The sequence below is a fragment of the Streptomyces sp. NPDC046939 genome (assembly GCF_040644575.1).
Classification (GTDB): domain Bacteria; phylum Actinomycetota; class Actinomycetes; order Streptomycetales; family Streptomycetaceae; genus Streptomyces.
The window spans coordinates 41,227-58,865 of record NZ_JBEYWV010000046.1 but is presented as its reverse complement, the minus strand read 5'-3'; the positions used below and the strand labels follow the sequence as shown (position 1 = coordinate 58,865).

Annotated in this window: 21 protein-coding genes; 13 read left to right on the top strand and 8 right to left on the bottom strand. The window is 71.5% G+C overall.

Annotation, left to right across the window (positions count from 1 at the left end; translation table 11 throughout):
• Window positions 1-365 precede the first annotated feature (365 nt).
• Together adhE and ABZ877_RS36190 are read left to right on the top strand one after the other, a co-directional pair.
• On the top strand, window positions 366-3,035 hold the full coding sequence (gene adhE / locus ABZ877_RS36195; RefSeq protein ID WP_361080213.1) for a bifunctional acetaldehyde-CoA/alcohol dehydrogenase: 2,670 nt from the start codon (window positions 366-368) through the stop codon (window positions 3,033-3,035).
• 105 nt (window positions 3,036-3,140) lie between these two features.
• Window positions 3,141-3,674 carry an STAS domain-containing protein gene (locus tag ABZ877_RS36190; protein ID WP_361080212.1) on the top strand — a complete coding sequence of 178 codons (534 nt, stop codon included), beginning with the start codon at window positions 3,141-3,143 and terminating at the stop codon, window positions 3,672-3,674.
• 82 nt (window positions 3,675-3,756) lie between these two features.
• Here ABZ877_RS36190 and ABZ877_RS36185 read toward each other — a convergent pair whose 3' ends face one another.
• From ABZ877_RS36185 to ABZ877_RS36175, 3 genes are all read right to left on the bottom strand, one after another.
• The gene (locus tag ABZ877_RS36185; RefSeq protein WP_361080249.1) at window positions 3,757-4,269 is read right to left on the bottom strand and encodes a DUF2231 domain-containing protein; all 513 of its coding nucleotides are present in this window, start codon (window positions 4,267-4,269) and stop codon (window positions 3,757-3,759) included.
• A gap of 130 nt (window positions 4,270-4,399) precedes the next feature.
• Entirely contained in the window at window positions 4,400-5,323 is a 924-nt protein-coding gene (locus ABZ877_RS36180; RefSeq protein ID WP_361080210.1) for a universal stress protein, read from the bottom strand.
• A 217-nt stretch (window positions 5,324-5,540) separates the two neighbouring features.
• Window positions 5,541-5,813 carry an SHOCT domain-containing protein gene (locus tag ABZ877_RS36175; protein ID WP_361080209.1) on the bottom strand — a complete coding sequence of 91 codons (273 nt, stop codon included), beginning with the start codon at window positions 5,811-5,813 and terminating at the stop codon, window positions 5,541-5,543.
• 196 nt (window positions 5,814-6,009) lie between these two features.
• On the opposite strand from ABZ877_RS36175, the gene ABZ877_RS36170 reads away from it, so the two are divergent.
• Window positions 6,010-6,675: a CBS domain-containing protein gene (locus ABZ877_RS36170; protein ID WP_361080208.1), complete on the top strand. Its 666-nt coding sequence runs from the start codon at window positions 6,010-6,012 to the stop codon at window positions 6,673-6,675.
• A 21-nt stretch (window positions 6,676-6,696) separates the two neighbouring features.
• On the opposite strand, the gene ABZ877_RS36165 is transcribed toward ABZ877_RS36170, so the two are convergent.
• Window positions 6,697-7,077: an STAS domain-containing protein gene (locus ABZ877_RS36165; protein ID WP_361080206.1), complete on the bottom strand. Its 381-nt coding sequence runs from the start codon at window positions 7,075-7,077 to the stop codon at window positions 6,697-6,699.
• A 411-nt stretch (window positions 7,078-7,488) separates the two neighbouring features.
• On the opposite strand from ABZ877_RS36165, the gene ABZ877_RS36160 reads away from it, so the two are divergent.
• The 4 genes from ABZ877_RS36160 to ABZ877_RS36145 all read left to right on the top strand — a co-directional run bounded on the left by ABZ877_RS36160 (window position 7,489) and on the right by ABZ877_RS36145 (window position 10,268).
• A complete protein-coding gene (locus ABZ877_RS36160) occupies window positions 7,489-7,986 on the top strand; it encodes a hypothetical protein (RefSeq protein ID WP_361080204.1) in 498 nt (165 codons plus the stop codon).
• 239 nt (window positions 7,987-8,225) lie between these two features.
• Window positions 8,226-9,143 (top strand): zinc metalloprotease HtpX, encoded by a 918-nt coding sequence (htpX, locus tag ABZ877_RS36155; RefSeq protein ID WP_361080202.1) that lies wholly within the window; start codon window positions 8,226-8,228, stop codon window positions 9,141-9,143.
• 15 nt (window positions 9,144-9,158) lie between these two features.
• Window positions 9,159-9,740, top strand: a complete 582-nt coding sequence (locus ABZ877_RS36150; RefSeq protein ID WP_361080200.1) for a hypothetical protein — start codon at window positions 9,159-9,161, stop codon at window positions 9,738-9,740.
• A 36-nt stretch (window positions 9,741-9,776) separates the two neighbouring features.
• Window positions 9,777-10,268 carry a Gmad2 immunoglobulin-like domain-containing protein gene (locus ABZ877_RS36145; RefSeq protein ID WP_361080198.1) on the top strand — a complete coding sequence of 164 codons (492 nt, stop codon included), beginning with the start codon at window positions 9,777-9,779 and terminating at the stop codon, window positions 10,266-10,268.
• A gap of 11 nt (window positions 10,269-10,279) precedes the next feature.
• Here ABZ877_RS36145 and ABZ877_RS36140 read toward each other — a convergent pair whose 3' ends face one another.
• Window positions 10,280-10,660, bottom strand: a complete 381-nt coding sequence (locus ABZ877_RS36140; RefSeq protein WP_361080197.1) for a hypothetical protein — start codon at window positions 10,658-10,660, stop codon at window positions 10,280-10,282.
• Window positions 10,657-10,806 (bottom strand): hypothetical protein, encoded by a 150-nt coding sequence (locus ABZ877_RS36135; protein WP_361080195.1) that lies wholly within the window; start codon window positions 10,804-10,806, stop codon window positions 10,657-10,659. Before ABZ877_RS36135 ends, ABZ877_RS36140 begins: the two co-directional genes overlap by 4 nt.
• Window positions 10,807-11,141: 335 nt before the next feature.
• Between ABZ877_RS36135 and ABZ877_RS36130 the strand changes: the two genes are divergently transcribed.
• The 3 genes from ABZ877_RS36130 (at window position 11,142) to ABZ877_RS36120 (ending at window position 13,517) form a co-directional block, all read left to right on the top strand.
• Window positions 11,142-12,479 carry a phosphoribosyltransferase gene (locus ABZ877_RS36130; RefSeq protein ID WP_361080193.1) on the top strand — a complete coding sequence of 446 codons (1,338 nt, stop codon included), beginning with the start codon at window positions 11,142-11,144 and terminating at the stop codon, window positions 12,477-12,479.
• A 253-nt stretch (window positions 12,480-12,732) separates the two neighbouring features.
• Window positions 12,733-12,996, top strand: coding sequence for a DUF1876 domain-containing protein (locus ABZ877_RS36125; protein ID WP_361080191.1), 264 nt, complete (start codon window positions 12,733-12,735; stop codon window positions 12,994-12,996).
• A 14-nt stretch (window positions 12,997-13,010) separates the two neighbouring features.
• A complete protein-coding gene (locus ABZ877_RS36120) occupies window positions 13,011-13,517 on the top strand; it encodes a flavodoxin domain-containing protein (protein ID WP_361080189.1) in 507 nt (168 codons plus the stop codon).
• Between the two features lie 43 nt (window positions 13,518-13,560).
• Here ABZ877_RS36120 and ABZ877_RS36115 read toward each other — a convergent pair whose 3' ends face one another.
• Window positions 13,561-13,935, bottom strand: coding sequence for a hypothetical protein (locus tag ABZ877_RS36115; RefSeq protein ID WP_361080187.1), 375 nt, complete (start codon window positions 13,933-13,935; stop codon window positions 13,561-13,563).
• A gap of 202 nt (window positions 13,936-14,137) precedes the next feature.
• Between ABZ877_RS36115 and ABZ877_RS36110 the strand changes: the two genes are divergently transcribed.
• Both ABZ877_RS36110 and ABZ877_RS36105 read left to right on the top strand, forming a co-directional pair.
• Window positions 14,138-15,070 carry a universal stress protein gene (locus ABZ877_RS36110; protein WP_361080185.1) on the top strand — a complete coding sequence of 311 codons (933 nt, stop codon included), beginning with the start codon at window positions 14,138-14,140 and terminating at the stop codon, window positions 15,068-15,070.
• 80 nt (window positions 15,071-15,150) lie between these two features.
• Window positions 15,151-16,098 (top strand): hypothetical protein, encoded by a 948-nt coding sequence (locus tag ABZ877_RS36105; protein WP_361080183.1) that lies wholly within the window; start codon window positions 15,151-15,153, stop codon window positions 16,096-16,098.
• 65 nt (window positions 16,099-16,163) lie between these two features.
• Here the strand turns inward: ABZ877_RS36105 and ABZ877_RS36100 are convergent, their stop codons facing one another.
• Window positions 16,164-16,427, bottom strand: coding sequence for an Hsp20/alpha crystallin family protein (locus ABZ877_RS36100; protein WP_361080181.1), 264 nt, complete (start codon window positions 16,425-16,427; stop codon window positions 16,164-16,166).
• A gap of 303 nt (window positions 16,428-16,730) precedes the next feature.
• On the opposite strand from ABZ877_RS36100, the gene ABZ877_RS36095 reads away from it, so the two are divergent.
• Window positions 16,731-17,609 (top strand): universal stress protein, encoded by an 879-nt coding sequence (locus ABZ877_RS36095; RefSeq protein ID WP_361080178.1) that lies wholly within the window; start codon window positions 16,731-16,733, stop codon window positions 17,607-17,609.
• Window positions 17,610-17,639 lie beyond the last annotated feature (30 nt).

Sequence of the window (17,639 nt, the reverse complement as noted above, 5' to 3'; positions counted from 1 at the left end):
GCAGAAGCAGGCATACATGAGCCCGAGAGCAGAAGCAGGCATACATGAGCCCGAGAGCAGAAGCAGGCATACATGAGCCCGAGAGCAGAAGCAGGCATACATGAGCCCGAGAGCAGAAGCAGGCGTGCATGAGCGCGAGAGCGCAAAGGCGGATGCGGCCGTCGCGGCCACTCGGCCGGATGGGGCCGACGGTCCCTGCCGGGCCGGGCCGGACGGTCGGGACTGAGGCCCTTCGGTGGCTGCCCCGGTTCCGCGATGCGCCGGAAGGTGGGAGGCAGGAGGGGCGCCGGATTCCCCTGGTGTCTCTCCGCCCCGAACCGCCGACGCTTGAGCACGGCGGTCCCTGACCACGGAGGCACACCACCATGACGCGACAGGACGTGCGGACCAAGGCCCACGCCGGAATCCACTCCCCCGAGGGCCGCGCCGGGACCAACTCCCCGTCCGACACCGCGGTCGCCGTGGACCGTCTGGTCACGGCCGGGCTCAAGGCCCTCGCCGACTACGAGGACCTCACCCAGGAACAGGTCGACCACATCGTCAAGAAGGCGTCCGTCGCCGCCCTGGACCAGCACACCGGACTCGCCCGCCTGGCGGTCGAGGAGACCGGGCGGGGCGTCTTCGAGGACAAGGCTGCCAAGAACATGTTCGCGTGCGAGCACGTCACGCACAGCATGGGCCCGATGAAGACCGTCGGCGTCATCGGCCGGGACGACGTCGAGGACATGCTCGAGATCGCCGAACCGGTGGGCGTGGTGGCGGCGGTCACCCCCGTCACCAACCCGACCTCCACCACGATCTTCAAGGCACTGATGGCGCTGAAGACCCGTAACCCGGTGGTCTTCGCGTTCCACCCCTCCGCCCAGCGGTGCAGCGCCGAAGCGGGCCGCGTCGTGCGGGACGCGGCCATCGCCGCCGGTGCGCCGGAGCACTGCGTGCAGTGGATCGAGACCCCGTCCGTCGAGGCCACCCGCACCCTCATGCACCACCCGGGCATCTCCCTGATCCTGGCCACCGGCGGCAACGCCATGGTCAAGGCCGCGTACTCGGCCGGCAAACCGGCCCTCGGCGTCGGGGCGGGCAACGTCCCGGCCTACGTCCACCACAGCGCCAAACTGCGCCGCGCCGTCAACGACCTGGTGCTGTCCAAGTCCTTCGACAACGGCATGATCTGCGCCTCCGAGCAGGCCGTCATCCTCGACACGGACATCTACGACCAGGCGCTCACCGAGTTCCGTGCCCTGCACGCCCACCTCGCCACCCCGCAGGAGAAGGCGAAGCTGGAGACCTTCCTCTTCCCCGCCACCGGCGGTTCGGGCGCCGGCTGCGAACCCAAGGTCAACGCTGCCGCCGTCGGTCAGAGCCCGGCATGGATCGCCGAGCAGGCCGGGTTCTCGGTGCCGGCAGACACCTCGGTCATCCTGGTCGAAGCAGATCGGGTCGGCCCGGACGAGCCGTTGACCCGCGAGAAGCTCTGCCCGGTCCTCGCCGTGCTGCGCGCCACCGACGAGCGCCACGGCTTCGACCTCGCCGCAGACATGGTCGCCTTCCACGGCCAGGGCCACAGCGCCGTCATCCACACCGAGGACGCGGCCGTGGCGGAGGCGTACGGCAAGCGGATGAAGACCGTACGGATCATCGTCAACTCCCCCTCCTCGCAAGGCGCGATCGGCGGCATCTACAACGGTCTGCTGCCCTCGCTCACCCTGGGCTGCGGCTCCTGGGGCAGCACCTCCGTCTCCAACAACGTCTCCGCCGCCCAACTCCTCAATGTCAAGCGGGTCTCCACCCGCCGCAACAACCTGCAGTGGTTCAAGGTCCCGTCGAAGATCTACTTCGAGCCGCAGGCCATCCGCTACCTGGCCGACATGCCCGGTGTCCACCGCGTCACCGTCGTCACCGACGCCACCATGACCCGCCTCGGCTTCGTCGACCGGATCACCCGCGTCCTGCGGCAGCGCCCCGACCCGGTCACCCTGCAGATCATCGACAACGTGCAGCCCGAGCCCAGCATCGACTCCGTGCAGCACGGCGCCGACCTCATGCGGGACTTCCGTCCCGACACGATCATCGCCCTCGGCGGCGGCTCCCCCATGGACGCCGCGAAGGTCATGTGGCTGCTGTACGAGCAGCCCGGCATCGACTTCGCCGACATGCGCCAGAAGTTCTCCGATATCCGCAAGCGCGCCTTCCGCTTCCCCACCCTGGGCAGGCTGGCCCGTCTGGTGTGCGTGCCCACCACCTCCGGGACCGGCGCGGAGGTCACTCCGTTCGCCGTCATCTCCGACCCGGCCACCGGCAAGAAGTACCCGCTCGCGGACTACGCCCTCACCCCCAGCGTCGCCATCGTGGACCCGCTGCTGACCACCGCGCTGCCGCCGGCCCTCGCCGCCGACAGCGGCTTCGACGCCCTCACCCACGCCATCGAGGCATACGTCTCCGTCTACGCCAACGACTTCACCGACGGCCTCGCCCTGCACGCCGTCCGGCTGATCTTCGAGAACATCGAGGCGGCGGTGAAGGACCGCGCGGGCGCGGCCGAGGCCCGGGAGAAGATGCACAACGCCGGCACCATCGCGGGCATGGCCTTCGGCAACGCCTTCCTCGGCATCGTCCACGCCATGTCCCACACCCTCGGCGCGACCTTCCACATCCCGCACGGCCGCACCAACGCGGTCCTGCTGCCGCACGTCATCCGCTACAACGGCACCGTTCCGACGAAGCTGACCGGCTGGCCCAAGTACGAGCACTACCGGGCCCCCGAACGCTTCCAGGACATCGCCCGCACCCTCGGACTGCCCGCGGCCACCGCGACCGAGGGCGTGGAATCCCTCGCCGCCGCCGTCGAGCGCCTGCGCGACGCCGTGGGCATCGAGCCGACGTTCCGAGCCCTCGGGGTCGACGAGCGCGCCTTCCTCGACGCCCTGCCCCAACAGGCCCTCAACGCCTACGAGGACCAGTGCGCGCCCGCCAACCCCCGCATGCCGATGCTGGACGACATGCAGGAACTCATGCGCACCGCGTACCACGGCTGACCCGGCGGTTTCGCCCCGCCCGACGTGCCGAAGGGGCCCCACGGGCCCCCTCGCATGGGCCACCGGGCCCTACTGCGCGGCGCGCACCTGCACTTGGCTGTCCGTATGACGTACGAGCACGCCCGCACCGGCCCGGTCCGCTCCGAGTACACCGTCGGCGACATGACCGTCCTGGAGCTCCGAGGGGACCTGGACATCGCCGTGACACCCGTGATCACGGCACGCCTGGACGCCCTGACCGCGGGCCCGCACCCCGACTTGGCCGTGGACCTGCGTGCGGTGACCTTCATGGACTGCGCCGCGCTGGCAGTGCTGTGCAGGGCACGCGCCCGGACCCGCGAGCGGCAGGGTCGGCTGCGCCTGATCTCCGACAGCGCCCGCGTACGCGCTCTTCTGCGCCACACCGGTCTGGCGAACACCTTCGAGGTCTGCGGGTCACTGACGGACACCCCGCGTCCCCCCGACGGCGGTTCCCGCTTTGCCGGGGCCGCGCTTGCCGCCCCTGACGACGGCAGGGCCCCGACAGCGGGCCCGGCATCCGCCACGTCCCAGACCCGTCGGCGCCCCCGGGCAGGCCGACGCCGTGCTCACGGACGTGCCACTAGTAACGCAGGCGGGCGTCCTGGGGAGAGCGACTGATGCCCCCAGGGTCCGTGCCCCGTCGGATACGACCGCGAAGCCGCCGTGCGCCGGCACCTCGCACCCCGGCTTGCGCAGCCGTTCAGTCTCCATCACCGCCCGAGGCAGTCTTGGTGAAGGAGTCGTGCCACGCAGCCTTGGCTCCCGAATCGCCGATGCGGTAGACGTCCACGACAGCTCCCACGGACACGACGAGCGCAAGCACCGCGACCGCGACGCGGACCGGCATCGCCGTCCTGCGCCCATTGTCCTCGGCCGAGGGCGTCGGTCCGGGCGTGGCGGCACCGCGGGCCACCCACCACGCGGCCACGGCCACCACGAACAGGCCGATCGCCCAGGGAAGAAGGCCGTCCCCGAGTTCGGCGTGGCGTCGTACGAGCGCATCACTGCTGACGTGCTTCTCCAGCCACTCCCCGGCATTCGTGGTCAACGGCACACCGGCGAGCGTGATCAGGGCGAGCAACGGCAGGGCCACGCCCATGCGTTGCGCGACTCTCCTCGAGACGGCGCTCGCCACGACGGCCAGCGCGGTCAGAGGAACGAGCACCACGACGAAATGCACGAGCAGGACGTGCGCGGGCAGGCCGTTGATCATGCTCACGAAAGCCTCCAGGAGTACCGGCCGGACGTGCGAGGCGTGTCAGCCTGGCACAGGAAGCTCTCAGCGACCTCTGAGTGCCCGCCCATGAGCTCAACGGTCGCCGGTGGGCAGGGCGGCGTGACAATCAGGCGTGGGGCACCACGGCGACGGGTGCCGCGCAGTGGTGCAGGACCGCCTGGGTGACCGGCCCGACGTGCCCGCCCAGCGGAACGCGCCGGTTCCTGCGCCCCACGACCACCAGTGATGCGTCGAGGGAGGCGTCGAGGAGCAGGTGCGCCGCGCCTTCCACCCGCGACTGCTCGCGCACCAGCACCTCGGGGAACTTGCCGCGCCATGGGTGGAGCAGTGCCGTGAGTTCTTCCCGGATCGACGTGACCCGTTGGGCGTTCAGCGTCCTGTCCAGGGCACCGTCGTAGCCGTAGTAGTACGGGGGCAGGGTCCAGCCGTGCACCACCCGCAGCGCGGCACGGCGCCGGGCCGCGGCCTCGAACGCGAACTGCAGCACGCTCGCCTCGGCGTGCCACAGGTCGAGGCCGAGCACCACGTCCCGGTACGGCGTGTCGACCGATCCGCGCCCGGTGGCGTCCGGCTGGTGTTCGGCCTGGGCGCTCTCCTCGGCTCGGACGAGAACGACAGGCACCGTGGACCGTGCGACGACGCCGTGCGCCACCGAGCCGACGACGAACCCGGTGAAGCCGCTCAGGCCGCGCGATCCGAGCACCAGGAGCTCCGCCTGCTCGCCGGCGGCCATGAGCGCGGGAACGGGTTCCTCGGCGATCTCGGCCGTACTCACGGCCAGTTCCGGGTGCCGGCGCCGTATCCCGGCCTCGACCTCGTCCAACAGCGCCTGCGCCCCCTTCTGTTCGGGGTCGCCTCCGTTGGGCGGGACGCTGATGCCGGCGAGCGGAGCATAGGTGTAGGGCTGCCACTTCCAGGCGTGCATCAGAAGCAGCGGCCGGTCTCGCAGCAGCGCTTCACGGGCGGCCCAGGCGGCCGCGGCCCGGCTTTCCGGGGTACCGTCGAGTCCTGCGATCACGGAACGAGTCATGGCCCAACCTCTTCGCGGTCCGGTGATTTCGGTTGTCCGGGGCACTGCTCAATGTCCCTGGCGCGCCCGGTGGTCGCGCCGGGCCCTGCGGCCCCCTCCATGGGGCCGGACGTCCCTCGTGACCCGGCTGGGCCTGCGTGTCGGACAAGCGCACCGGACGGCCGGGTCGTGTGCTGGACAGTGTCGACGGTCCGGGCAGCGGTTTCTCCGCCGACGGCTACGACTTCGCCGAGGTGTCGTACGTGTGCAGCGCCGACATCCGGGCGTGGTACTCGTCCTCGTCGATCTCCCCACGGGCGAACCGCTCCGCCAGCAGCATCTCGGGGGTCGGGCGGTCCGTCGGCCGCGAACCCCGTTCCGGCCCGGAGACGGCGCGCAGCGCCACGACGGCCACCATGAGGATCAGGGCCGCGATCAGCAGCGCGCTCAGTGACGCGGCGGTCACGTCCCAGCCGCTCATGTGTCGATATGCGTCATCACCGTGGAACATGAGGAGCCACCTCTCCGCGAGGTCACGCGAGCGACCGGCATGTGTTCTCGCAGTTCGAGCATCCCCCGAGAGGTCTTGAGCGCGCGAGTGCACCGATGGGTGGTACGAGGGGACATTCGGCCCCATGTGCCGTGCCGTCCGGCGCCCGACGATGACCGGACATCCCTTCACCATCCCGTGACGTCTGGAGGAGGCCATGCCGCGCAGCCCGCACATTGTCAGCGACGTGATGACGCACGCCGTCGTCGCTGTCGGCCGTGAAGCCACGTTCAAGGAGGTCGCCAAGGAACTGGAGCGGTGGAAGGTCAGCGCGCTGCCAGTCCTGGAGGGTGACGGCCGAGTGGTCGGCGTCGTCTCGGAGGCCGATCTGCTGGCCAAGGAGGAGTTCCGTGACGCCGATCCCGACCGGTCCACCCAACTGCGTCGCCTGCCCGACCTGGCCAAGGCCGGCGCGCTGACCGCGGCCGACCTGATGTCCGCACCGGCCGTCACCGTCCACCCGGACGCCACCCTCGCGCAGGCCGCCCGTGTGATGGCCCGGCGCAAGGTCAAGCGTCTGCCCGTCGTCGACGACGAGGACATTCTGCGAGGCATCGTCTCCCGGTCGGATCTGCTCAAGGTGTTCCTGCGCACGGACGAGGAGATCGCCGAAGAGGTGCGCCGCGAAGTCGTCGCATTCCTGTTCCGCGTCCCCGTCGAACCGATCCGGGTGGAGGTCAAGGACGGCATGGTGACCCTGACCGGTCGTGTCCGGGACAAGAGCCTGGAGCCGACGGCCACCCGTCTGATTCGCGCCGTCGAAGGCGTCGTGGACGTGCAGGTACACCTGTGGGAGACGGCGCGGCAGCCTGGCGAGGGGTGACGGTTCAGGTGAGGCCACAGGTCAGGCGATAGCCTCCCAGTCGTCCTCGGCGCCTATCGTCTCGGTCACCTCCCGGCAGCCGACAACGGTGAACGTGTCGGCCAGTCCGGTCAGTCTCAGCAGCCTGCTGAACGCCGCATCGTCGCTCACCAGGGTCAGACGCCTGCGGCGTTGCCGGCAGCGGTTGCGCAGCGCGCACAGCAAGGACAGGCCCGCGCAGTCGATGAACGACATGTGGCGCAGATCGACGTACACCTCGCCGGCCGCCTCGCCGACCAGCGTGAGCAGTGGGGCCGACATCTGTTGCCGTGCGAGGATGTCCAGTTCACCCCGGAGTGCGATCACCTGCCTCCCTCGCGATGTGCGGACGCGAAAGCCGAACGGGGCGTCTTCCTCGGCCACGGCTCCTCCTCCCGGTGCCTGAGCGGGCGGCGAGATGTGAGGGTGCCGAGACGTCCGAGACGTGGCGGGAGCAGCGATCCGGGCGTGGGCAGGGCCGCCCACATGACGCGCGGGTGCCCGCGCCATTGTCGTGCTCACCAGGGTCAAGGGTGAAGTCGATGTGCCAGGGATTTACCCTCGCGTGCGCCGGTCAAGCAACCTTCGCGGCGGGGAGAGAAGTTGTCCGGAACTTTGCGCTGAGAAGGCCGGTGCCCGTCGATGGGGAGGGTTCGCGGACGGCCCCGGCAACGTCGCCGAACAGCATGCCGTCAGGGCCGGTCGGCCCACCGCGTCGACCACCCGGGCGCGATGTACTGGACAGTGAAGGTATGCGGCGTTCGCCTTCATCGAAGGGAAGGAGGGCGAACCTCCATGAACACGTCTCGCTCCCTGCACCGCACCGCTCTCGTCTCCGCCGTACTGGCGGCCGGACTGCTCGCCACGGCGACCCTCACCGGCGACGCGGCGAAAGCCACGGCCCCCGGCCCGGTCGCCGTCACGTCCGGCCGCGGCGGTAGCCCGACATCCGCCGTTGACAGGGCCGCCGACTTCTACGGCACCTACATCGACGTGCTGCACGACTCCGGGCACGGGCGCCTCTCCGCTGCCCTGCGTGGGCACTACCTGACCGGGAACCTGCGGCACAACCTCGCGCGCTGGGAGGCCGCCCACCACGAGGACGGGGTACTGCGCGCCAAAGGTGTCCCCGTCCAGTGGTCCGTCGCCTACAACGACAGCGGCATGGGCCACTGCTGGAGCAGGGCCACCCTCACCTGGCAGGATTCCGGTGGCCGCACCCATCGCACACACCTGATGGTCCAGTCCGACCTGGCCACCGGCCTCGTCTCGGGCATCGAGACCGTCAAGTGACGGATGCGTCCCGCCACGCGAGCGGGGTGCCGTGCGCGGCGCTGTGGGGTGGAGGAGACGGCTCCGCTGGGCGACCGAGCGGATCGCAAGCCGCAGCGACGGCGGCGCCCCGGCCGTTCTGCGGGATGCTGGTACACGGGTGGTGCGCCGCACCGCTTCGCACCGCGGCAGAGCGCCGGTCCGGCCGCTGTCGTGCCGTTCGAGCTGTCCGATGAGGGTCTCGTGGCGAGGTGAATGCCATGCACAGCCGATTCGAAGCCGACCGGGGGCTCACCGCCCGTATGACGGTCACGATGTTCCTGCTCGGGCTGGTGTACGTGGCGTTCGTCGCCGCGCTGATCGTCCTTCTGAAGTCCGCGGTGCTGGTGGTCGTCATCGTGGCCGCGGCGCTGCTGGCGCAGTTCTGGTACTCCGACCGCATCGCCCTCTACGCGATGCGGGGACGCCTCGTCACGGCGGAGCAGCAGCCCCGGCTGCACGGCGTGATCGACCGGCTGTGCGCGACAGCCGACATGCCCAAACCCAGGGTGGCCGTGTCGGACATGCGCCTGCCCAACGCCTTCGCCACCGGGCGCAACGCCGATCACGCGGTGATCTGCGTGACCACTGGGCTCCTTGACCGTCTGGACACGGAGGAACTGGAGGGGGTTCTCGCCCACGAGCTGTCCCATGTCGCGCACCGCGACGTGGCGGTGATCACCATCGCCTCGTTCCTCGGAGTGATCGCCGGGCTCCTCGTCCGCTTCATGTTCTACTCCCAGCTCTTCGGAGGGCGCCAGCGCGATCAGAACACCGCTGCTCTGCTGGGGATCGTGATGGCGGTGTCCGCGGCCGTCTACGCCCTGAGCTTCCTGCTCATCCGTGCGCTGTCCCGGTACCGGGAACTGGCCGCCGACCGTGCCGGGGCCATGCTCACCGGCAGGCCCTCCGTCCTGGCCTCGGCCCTGACGAAGGTCAGCGGTGACGTCGCGCGCATCCCGGCCCGCGATCTGCGCACCGCCCAGGCGTTCAACGCGTTCTTCTTCACCCCGGCCCTGCGGTCCGGGCCTTCCGTCGCGGCGCTCTTCTCCACGCACCCCACCCTGGAGCGCCGCCTTGAGGCGCTCGAGCGGCTCTCCGCCGAGCTCGATGAGCCGGGCAAGCCCGGCCCGTCCTGACAGGGGCGTGATGCCGTGCGTCTCCTCGACATCCTTCTCGGCCGGAGCAAGCCCGCCGCACCCGATCTCGACCAGCTCTTCGGCCTGCCGTCGGCCGCGATCACCCTCCAGGCGGCCGTCGGTCACACACCGACGGGGCTCGGCTCCGTGTGCTTCGCCAGCACCGAGGGTGCCGCCTTCGCCGAGGTCCAGCGGGAGGTGCGGGCCTTGCTCGACGCCGACACGGAACGCGGTGACGTTCCGGTGGAGTTCAGCCGTGACGAGTACGGCTACTCGTGGCTGCTCTCCCGCCGTGGCCCCGACGACCTGCCTGCCCTCGTCAACGATCTGCACGCGGTGAACAGCGGCCTTCAGGACAGCGGGTTCGGCCCGCAACTGCTGTGTTCGCTGGTGACGTTCCGCGCCACCGGTGGGCCGGCCCCGCTCGCGCTCGTCTATCTGTACAAACGTGGCACCTTCTACCCGTTCGCCCCGACGACCGGGCACCGGCGCGACAACGCGCTGGAGCTGCGGGTGAGGGCCGCGCTCAGGGACGACCTGCGCATCGAGCCGGAATTGAGCCGCTGGTTCCCGGTGTGGGGCGCACCAGGACTGTGACACCCCGCTTATCTCCCAATATCCCAAGGAGGGGACATGACGAACCGCATCGATCAGCCGCGCAAGCTGGATCTCGTGGGCAACCCCGTCCGCCTCGGCGGTATCGGCACCGGCTTCGAGGCGACACTGCGCTACCGCGTGAGCGACGGGCACGACGAGGTCACCGGTGACTTCCACGTCGGCGGCGGAGGCGGTGAGCACGGCCAGTTCCAGGTTCAGGCCGATGTGGCCCGTGCGGCGTTCAAGTCCGACAGGCTCCTCGTGCAGGTCTTCGAGGTGAGCGCCAAGGACGGCAGCGAGATCCACGTCGTGACGGTGCCCGTGCTGTACGGGCCTCGCATCGTGCCCGGCTACTACGGCTACCGTGAGCACACGGTCGTCAAGGGCGACACTCTGGCGGCCCTGGCCAAGACCTACTACGGGGACGCCTCGTCGTATACGCGCATCGTCCGCGCCAATCCGGAGCAGATCACCGACCCCGACAAGATTCTGCCAGGCCAGGTACTGCGTATCCCCATCGGTTCGTGACCGCCCACGCCTCAGTACACCGAGGCCGGCCAGGTGCAGGCCACGGCCACGATGACGCCGACGTCGAGGAGTACGCCGACGGTGAGCCACGGGTCGAACCAGAGCGTCTTCAGTACGAGTCCTCCGGCGGCTCCGACGAGGGCCGCCGTGGGCCACCAGGTGCTGCCCGCCAACAGCCCCGCCCCGGCGACCGTGTAGACGACCGCGATGTACCAGGCGATCGACAGAGCGATGGCCCTGACCGGTTCCGGGGCGATGTGTACGGCGGTGAGGGCCCAGGAGTGGCCGGGGTCGAAGGGGGGCGATTCGCCGGGGCGGCGCGGCGCCGTCCAGACCCCTGGGTGCAGCAGACCGTGCACGATCAGGAAGACCGCCGAAAGAAACGTGATCATCTCAGCTCCTTCGCCCCACCGTTCCACCGTCCTTGCGGGGCCGCCTCCTCGCAGTGGTGCGGCGCCGCTCCGGTGAAGGCCGGTTGCAGCAGTAGCTCCACGAGGTCGTGGACGGTCGGGAAATGGCCCGGCGCTTTGGCTGCCATGACGGGTTCCTCCGCCCAGTCGTCTCGCTCGCCCCCCATGCTCGCGCCGCGGCCGGCCGGCGGCGAGTGCCCGAGCGGGCACGGGGCCGGTGTCGCACGGACCCGGCCGGCCGGGACGTTCGACCCCGTCCGCCGCCCTGTACGCCATCGTGGCCACGGTTCCCACGTCCGCCACCGCAGTTCAGGGCCGGTCGGCCCCTGGTCAGGGCTGGCTGCCTCCTGTCCGGGATCGGCCGCGGGCGCTGCACTGTAAGGAGAGGACGCAACTCCCCGCCGACACCGGCCGGTCGGGTGCTGGTCGGTACGTCGGCGGGACGGGGGAAAGGCGGTGTGCCATGCGCTTCGACGACCGCAGGGCAGCCGGACGACGGCTCACCTGGCATCTGCAATTCCTGCGCGGCCGGCATTCGGTCGTCCTGGGACTGTCCCGCGGCGGGGTGCCCGTCGCCTACGAGGTGGCCCAGGACCTCGGCGCGCCCCTCGACGTCCTCGCTGTACGCAAGCTGTGCGTGCCCTGGCAGCCTGAGCTGGGGTTCGGCGCGATCAGCGAGAACGGGGTCCGGGTCCTCAACGAGGAGGTGATCCTTCGGACGGGGCTGCCCTCGGTCACCCGCTCGGCCGTCGAGAAGGCCGAACGCCCGGAACTCGAGGCGCAGGTGCGCCGCTACCACGCGACGCGAGCCCCCGTCCCCCTCACCGGACGCCTGGCGGTGCTCGTGGACGACGGGCTGGCCACCGGCGCCACCGCGGAGGCGGCCTGCGCCGCCGCCCGTCGGCGGGGCGCGGTCGAGGTCGTCCTGGTGACACCCGTCGCACCGATGTCTGCCGTCGACCGCCTGCGCCCGCTGGTCGACGACCTCTACTGTCAGCAGGCCCTGCACCACCTCGGTTCGATCGGCGGGTGGTACGACGACTTCGCCCAGACCACGGACGCCGAAGTGCTGACCCTGCTCGGGCAGGCGACCCACGCGGCACCCGCGCCCCGGCTGACCGTCGCCTTCGAACCCGCACGGCCCAACAGGGAGGTCTCGGTGCCCACCACCGGAGAACTGCTGGCCGGTCACCTCTCGGTGCCCGACGCCGCTGAGATGGTGGTCGTGTTCGCCCTGGCCGGCAGCAGCGGCAGGAACAACCCCCGCAATCAGTTCCTCGCAGCCGCCCTCAACCGGTCCGGCATCGGCACGCTGCTGCTCGACCTGCTCACGGAGAAGGAGGAACGGGAGCGCGGCGCTGTCCTCGACGTCGGCCTGCTCTCGCGGCGACTGCACGAGGCCTCCTTGTGGCTCCGTCATGAAGCCGCCCTGCCTCTCGCCTACTTCGGTGCCGGGAGCGGAGCCGCCGCCGCCCTGGAGGCGGCCTCGTACCCTGACGCCGACGTCCTCTCGGTCGTCGCGCGCAGCGGTCGCCCCGAGTTGGCCGACCACGAGAAGCTGGCGCGGGTGCGTGCTCCGGTCCTGTTCGTCGTGGGCGGCCGGGATCATGAGGCGCTGCGCGCCTGCCGTCTCGCGACCGACATGCTGCACGGCGAGTGCGGGCTCGCCGTGGTGCCGGGCGCCTCGCACCTGTTCACGGAGCCGGACACGCTCACGGCCGCCGCCGAGCTGGCCGAGGACTGGTTCGCCGCGCATCTCGGCCGGCCCGTCCTGGCGGCTCTGCCGCAGCGCTCGGCGTGACTGAACGCGGCGCCGCCTTGCCGCCATGACCGCGTCGACATGCCGGTCAACTGGTCCTTGCTGTGCGGCAGCATGCCGGCCCGCCTCTGCTTCGGAAACGGGACAACGGGCGCGCCGCGCCGTCGAGCGGCCCGCCGCACGCGCGTCGCCGGGGGCCGGACGGCCCGTCGCGCGGGACATTCGTCCCTCGACCGGTCACCGGCGGGTGGGCACGCTGGCACGAGGACACCGCCGCGAAGACAGGGTGAGCATCATGGCTGCCAAAGAGTGGACCGTTCGCATCAACATCACCGAGGAAGGCGACGAGACCCGTGCCCGCGCCGTGCTCACCGCGCCGGGCTCGTCGATGACGCTCTTCGGCCGGGGTGCGGCCCGGCGCAACCCGATCGACCGGCCGGTCCCCGAGATCGGCGACGAACTCGCGGTCAGCCGCGCTCTCGCAGACCTGGCACAGCGCGTGCACGGAGTGGCGACGGACGACTTCGTGGAGCTGGCCGGGCCCGTCGACCCGGCGTGACGGAGGCCGGTCCCATGACGGTCCTGGTCGCCTGCGCGAGCGAGCACGGCTCCACCCGGGACGTCTCCGAACGCCTCGCCGCCCGGCTGTGGCAGCGCGGGCTGGCCGTGGACCTGGCGGCGCTCGGCGACGATCCGGACCCCGCGCGGTACCGCGCGCTCGTGCTCGGCAGCGCCGTGCACGACGGCGCCTGGCTGCCCGAGGCGGCCGACTACGTCCGGCGTCGGCAAACGGAGTTGGCCACCCGCCCGGTGTGGATGTTCAGCGTCGGCATGACCGCCGCGCTCCCCCTCCCGCTGCGCATGCTGGCGCTTCGCACGGAGCAGCCCGCGATCAGCCGCGTCGTCGAGTCCGTGGCGCCACGGGGCCACCGTCGCCTCTCCGGCGTGATCAGGCCGGACCATCTCGACCGGCGGGGCCGGATCGTCTTCCGGCTCCTCGGCTGCCGCTACGGGGACCACCGCGACTGGGCCGAGATCGACGCGTGGGCGGACGGTGTCGCCACGGCACTCGGCGCATAGTTCCGTGGCGCGCGTGGAGGGCGAGCGGCTCACCAGTCGGTGGTCAGTAGAGCGAGGCGGGCCAGCACAAGGCCACGGCCACGACGACCGCCACGTCGATCAGCATGCCCGGCGTCAGCCAACGGTTGAACCAGAAGCCCTTGAGCGCGATCCCCACGACGGCCGCACCCACGGCCCCCGTCGGCCAGTCGGTGAGTCCCGCGAGGACCGCCGAGCCCGCGATGGCGTAGAGCGCCGCGGTGGTGCAGGCGAGCAGTACGGCGGCGGCCCCCGCGCGGGCCTGTGGCAGCCCCACGGCGTCCAGCACCCAGGAGTGGCGCGGGTCGAAGGGCCCGGCCGGCCGGGCCCGGGGCAGCCACACCGGCAGGTGGGCGATCCCGTGCAGGATGAAGGCGGCGGCGATGAACGCACCGGCCACGGCGGGCCCCTCTCTCCGACGCTCGTGGGCGAGGCCGTTCACGACGACCCCGCTGTCAGCGTCGTACTCCGTCTGCCCTCTCCGACAGGGCCGGGCGGACCGCTCGCGGGGGTCTCACGTCCCCTCCCCCACCATGCCGGCGGGCTGCGACGATCGATACAGGAGCCGGTACACCTCCCGGACCGCGCTCGCGGCCCGGCCCGTGACCACCACATCTCGGGAGGCGAAGATCATGATGAAGCCGATCGTCGTTGGGCTCGACGGTTCCCGGCAGAGTCAGGCCGCGGCCGACTGGGGCGCCCGCACGGCTCTGCGCCGCGGACTGCCTCTGCGTCTCGTGCACGCCTGGCAGGGATCGACCGGACCGGTCGGGGCAGAGACTGTGCCACCCGACTGCACCGTGCCGCAGTACTGGGCGCGGCGGGTGCTGCGGGCGGCGATGGACCGGCTCAGCGAGCGCCACCCGCAGCTCTACATCAGCGCGGAGCAGATTCCGCGGCCGCCCCGTGAAGCCCTGCTGGCGGAGGCCGAGAGCGCCGAGCTGCTGGTCATCGGCAACGAGGGTCTCAGCAGCGTCGGGGCCCTGTTCTCCGCTTCCGTCGCCCTCGCGATCGTCGCCCATTCGCCCCTCCCGGTCGTCCTGGTCCGGGCCGGCTTCACGGCCGCGGACGAGCGCCGGCGCGACGGCGCCGGGACCCCCTCCGCGGACGCTCCTTTCCGTGACGTCGTCGCGGCCGTGGATCTGCGCGAGTCCTGCGACGGAGTGCTGGCGTTCGCGTTCGACGAGGCCGCGCGTCGTGGAACGGTGCTGCGCGCCGAGCACATCTGGCACCCCTCGATCCACACCCCGCACACGTCGGTCCCCCGCGCCCACGCCGAGGCGCAGGAGGCCGGGGAGGCCGCACTCACGGACCTGTTGCGGCCGTGGCAGGAGAAGTACCCGACGGTGCCGGTGCGCGCGGCGGTCGTGCGGGCCCGCACCTCCCACGAGATCGTCCACACCGCTGAAGGCGCGGGGCTGCTGGTGGTGGGGCGCAGGCCACGCCATACGGGCCTCGGCCCGCACACCGGTCCGGTCACCCACGCCGTGATCCATCATGTCGCCTGCCCCGTCGCCGTCGTACCGCACGACTGAGGAGCGGGCGCCGACGCAGCAGAACAGGCGGTACCGCCATGCTTCGGACACAGGCCCGTCGCGAGAGCGCGGGACACGCGGTGAGTCACCTCGTGCGCGCGGCGGTCACCGCGCCCTCCCTGCACAACTCGCAGCCGTGGTTCTTCACCGGCGACGCGACCGGCATCGACCTGTTCGCGGACGCCACGCGCCGCATCCCGCTCGCCGACCCTGTCGGCCGGGAACTCGTCATCAGTTGCGGCGCGGCGCTGTTCAACATCCGTCTGGCCATGCGGCACCTGGGCTTCAGGCCGGTCGTCCGCCCCTGCCCGAGCCCGTGGAACCGCGCACACCTGGCCCGGATCGAATGGGGGCCCTACGAGGAGCCGGGGCACCTGGAGGAGGCGATGCATCGCGCGACCCGGGACCGGCACACGCATCGCGGACCGTTCCTTGCGGCACCGCTGCGCCCGCAACTGGCCGACGAGATGCGGGAGCAGGCGCACGCCGAAGGCGCCGGACTGCAGAGCGTCGAGACCGGGAGGCCATGCACGCGCATCGCCGATCTCGTCCGTGCGGCGGAGGACGTGCAGCGCGCCGACCCGGCCCGCCGCGCCGAACTGAGGCGCCGGAGCCAGGAGTACAACGGTGCGCGCCTCGACGGTGTGCCGCTGGCGTCGTGCTCGTACCATCCCGACTGTGTCTCGCTCGCGGGGCGCGACTTCGTCGGTCTGACCTCCGCCCTGCCCGCCCCGCCCGCGTTCTGGCCGTCGAGGACGGGGCTCGTCGCCGTCCTCACCACAGGGCGGGACACCCGCCTGGACTGGCTCGCCGCCGGGCAGGCCCTCCAGCGCGTCCTGCTGTACGCCACCGTGAACGGGGTCGCCGTCGCCCTCCACACCCAGCCGCTCGAACTGCCGCGGCTGCGCGCCGAGGTGCGTGCGGCCCTGTTGTTCGGGCAGTTCCCGCAGGTGATCCTCCGCTTCGGTCACGCCGAGCCCGGTGTGCCGACGCCGCGGCGCGCCGTCGCCGACGTACTGCGGCCATGAGCCGAGGGCGGGGCGCACCGGCGTGCGCCCCGCCTTCTCACTTGCTCACTTGCCGTCACGCGTCGTCAGGACGTCTCCCGCCGAACCGGGACCGTCCGTGTACCGGCCTTCTCGGTCTTGGCCAGCGGGACGGTCACCGTGAGGATGCCGTCCTTGTAGTCGGCGCTCGCCTGGTCCCCCAGGGCCCCCACCGGAAGCCTCAGGGCACGGGCGAAGGCACCGTAGACGAACTCGGTGTGGTGTTTGTGGGCGGTCTCCTCACCCCGCTCGGCCCGCAGCGTCAGGACATCACCGGTGACACTGATCTCGATGTCCTTCTCGGCGTCCACTCGACCCTGATGCCGTACAGTCCTGCACCACTGCGGTGCGCCGGGACGCCCCCGAAACCCTCGATCAGGTCGGGCAGCACCGGCGGCCGCCACTCCAACATGCCGGCCATCTCGCCTCTCCTTTCCAGAGGTGGCTCGATCAGTACCGCCTTCAGCGTGCTGCGCCCGCGCGCGCATCGCCTAGGGCCCCTTCGGGCCGCTCACGGGCCGTACCGCCCTGACGCGGACCCGCCCGGCGTGGCACGGTGAGAATCGGGGAGCCGCTTCCGCTCCCCCGGGCTGGACCGAGAGGCGGTGCGGACCATGGCGCTTCCCCTGGTGGTCGGGGTCGACGGATCCGAGGCGAGTCTGCGCGCGGTGAACTGGGCAGTCGAGGAGGCGGCACTGCGCGCGTGCGAACTGCGCATCGTGTACGCCTCGCTCTGGGAACCGTACGAAGGCGCCGATCCGGCGGTCGCTCCCGGCCGGTCCGACCGGAGCGGCACGGAGGAGCGGATACTGCGAAGCGCCGTCGTCCGGGCGGCAGCCCACGGCCTGGAGGTCAAGACCTCCACGCACGCCGCGGCCGAGGAACCCGAGGATCTGCTGCTGCGCGAGGCTCGCAACGCGACCGCCCTGATCACGGGGCGCAGGGGCCGCGGTCCCGTGCGGGAACTGCTGCTCGGTTCGGTGAGCCTGGCGGTGGCCGCGCGTGCGCCGTGCCCGGTGATCGTGGTGCGCGGCAGCGCGGCCGGCCGCGACGGCACACACGAGCGCATCCTGCTCGGCGTGGGTGACGCCGCGTCGTCGGGGGCCGCCGCCCGCTTCGCGTTCGCGGAGGCGTCGGCCCGCCGGTGCGTCCTTGACGCGGTCCGTTCCTGGCGTGTCCCCGCGCACGCGGGCGCCGACCACCCGCTGCTCACCAGGGAATCCGCGTCCGCGCACGAGCAACGGGCGCGGGCGCTGCTGACCGAGGCCCTGCGTGCTCCGGCGAAGCTCCATCCCGAGGTGCGGGTCCGTCCGGTCGCCGTGGAGGGGCTCGCCCGCCGCATCCTCATCGACCGCTCAGCCGCAGCCGACCTCCTGATCGTCGGAGCGCGCAGGCGCCACGGCCACCTCGGCCTGCAGGTGGGGCGGGTCGGGCACGCCGTACTGCACCACGCGGACTGCCCGGTCGCCGTGGTGCCGCAGCACGGAACGTGAGGAGAGACGATCACGACGGTGGCCGCCGCG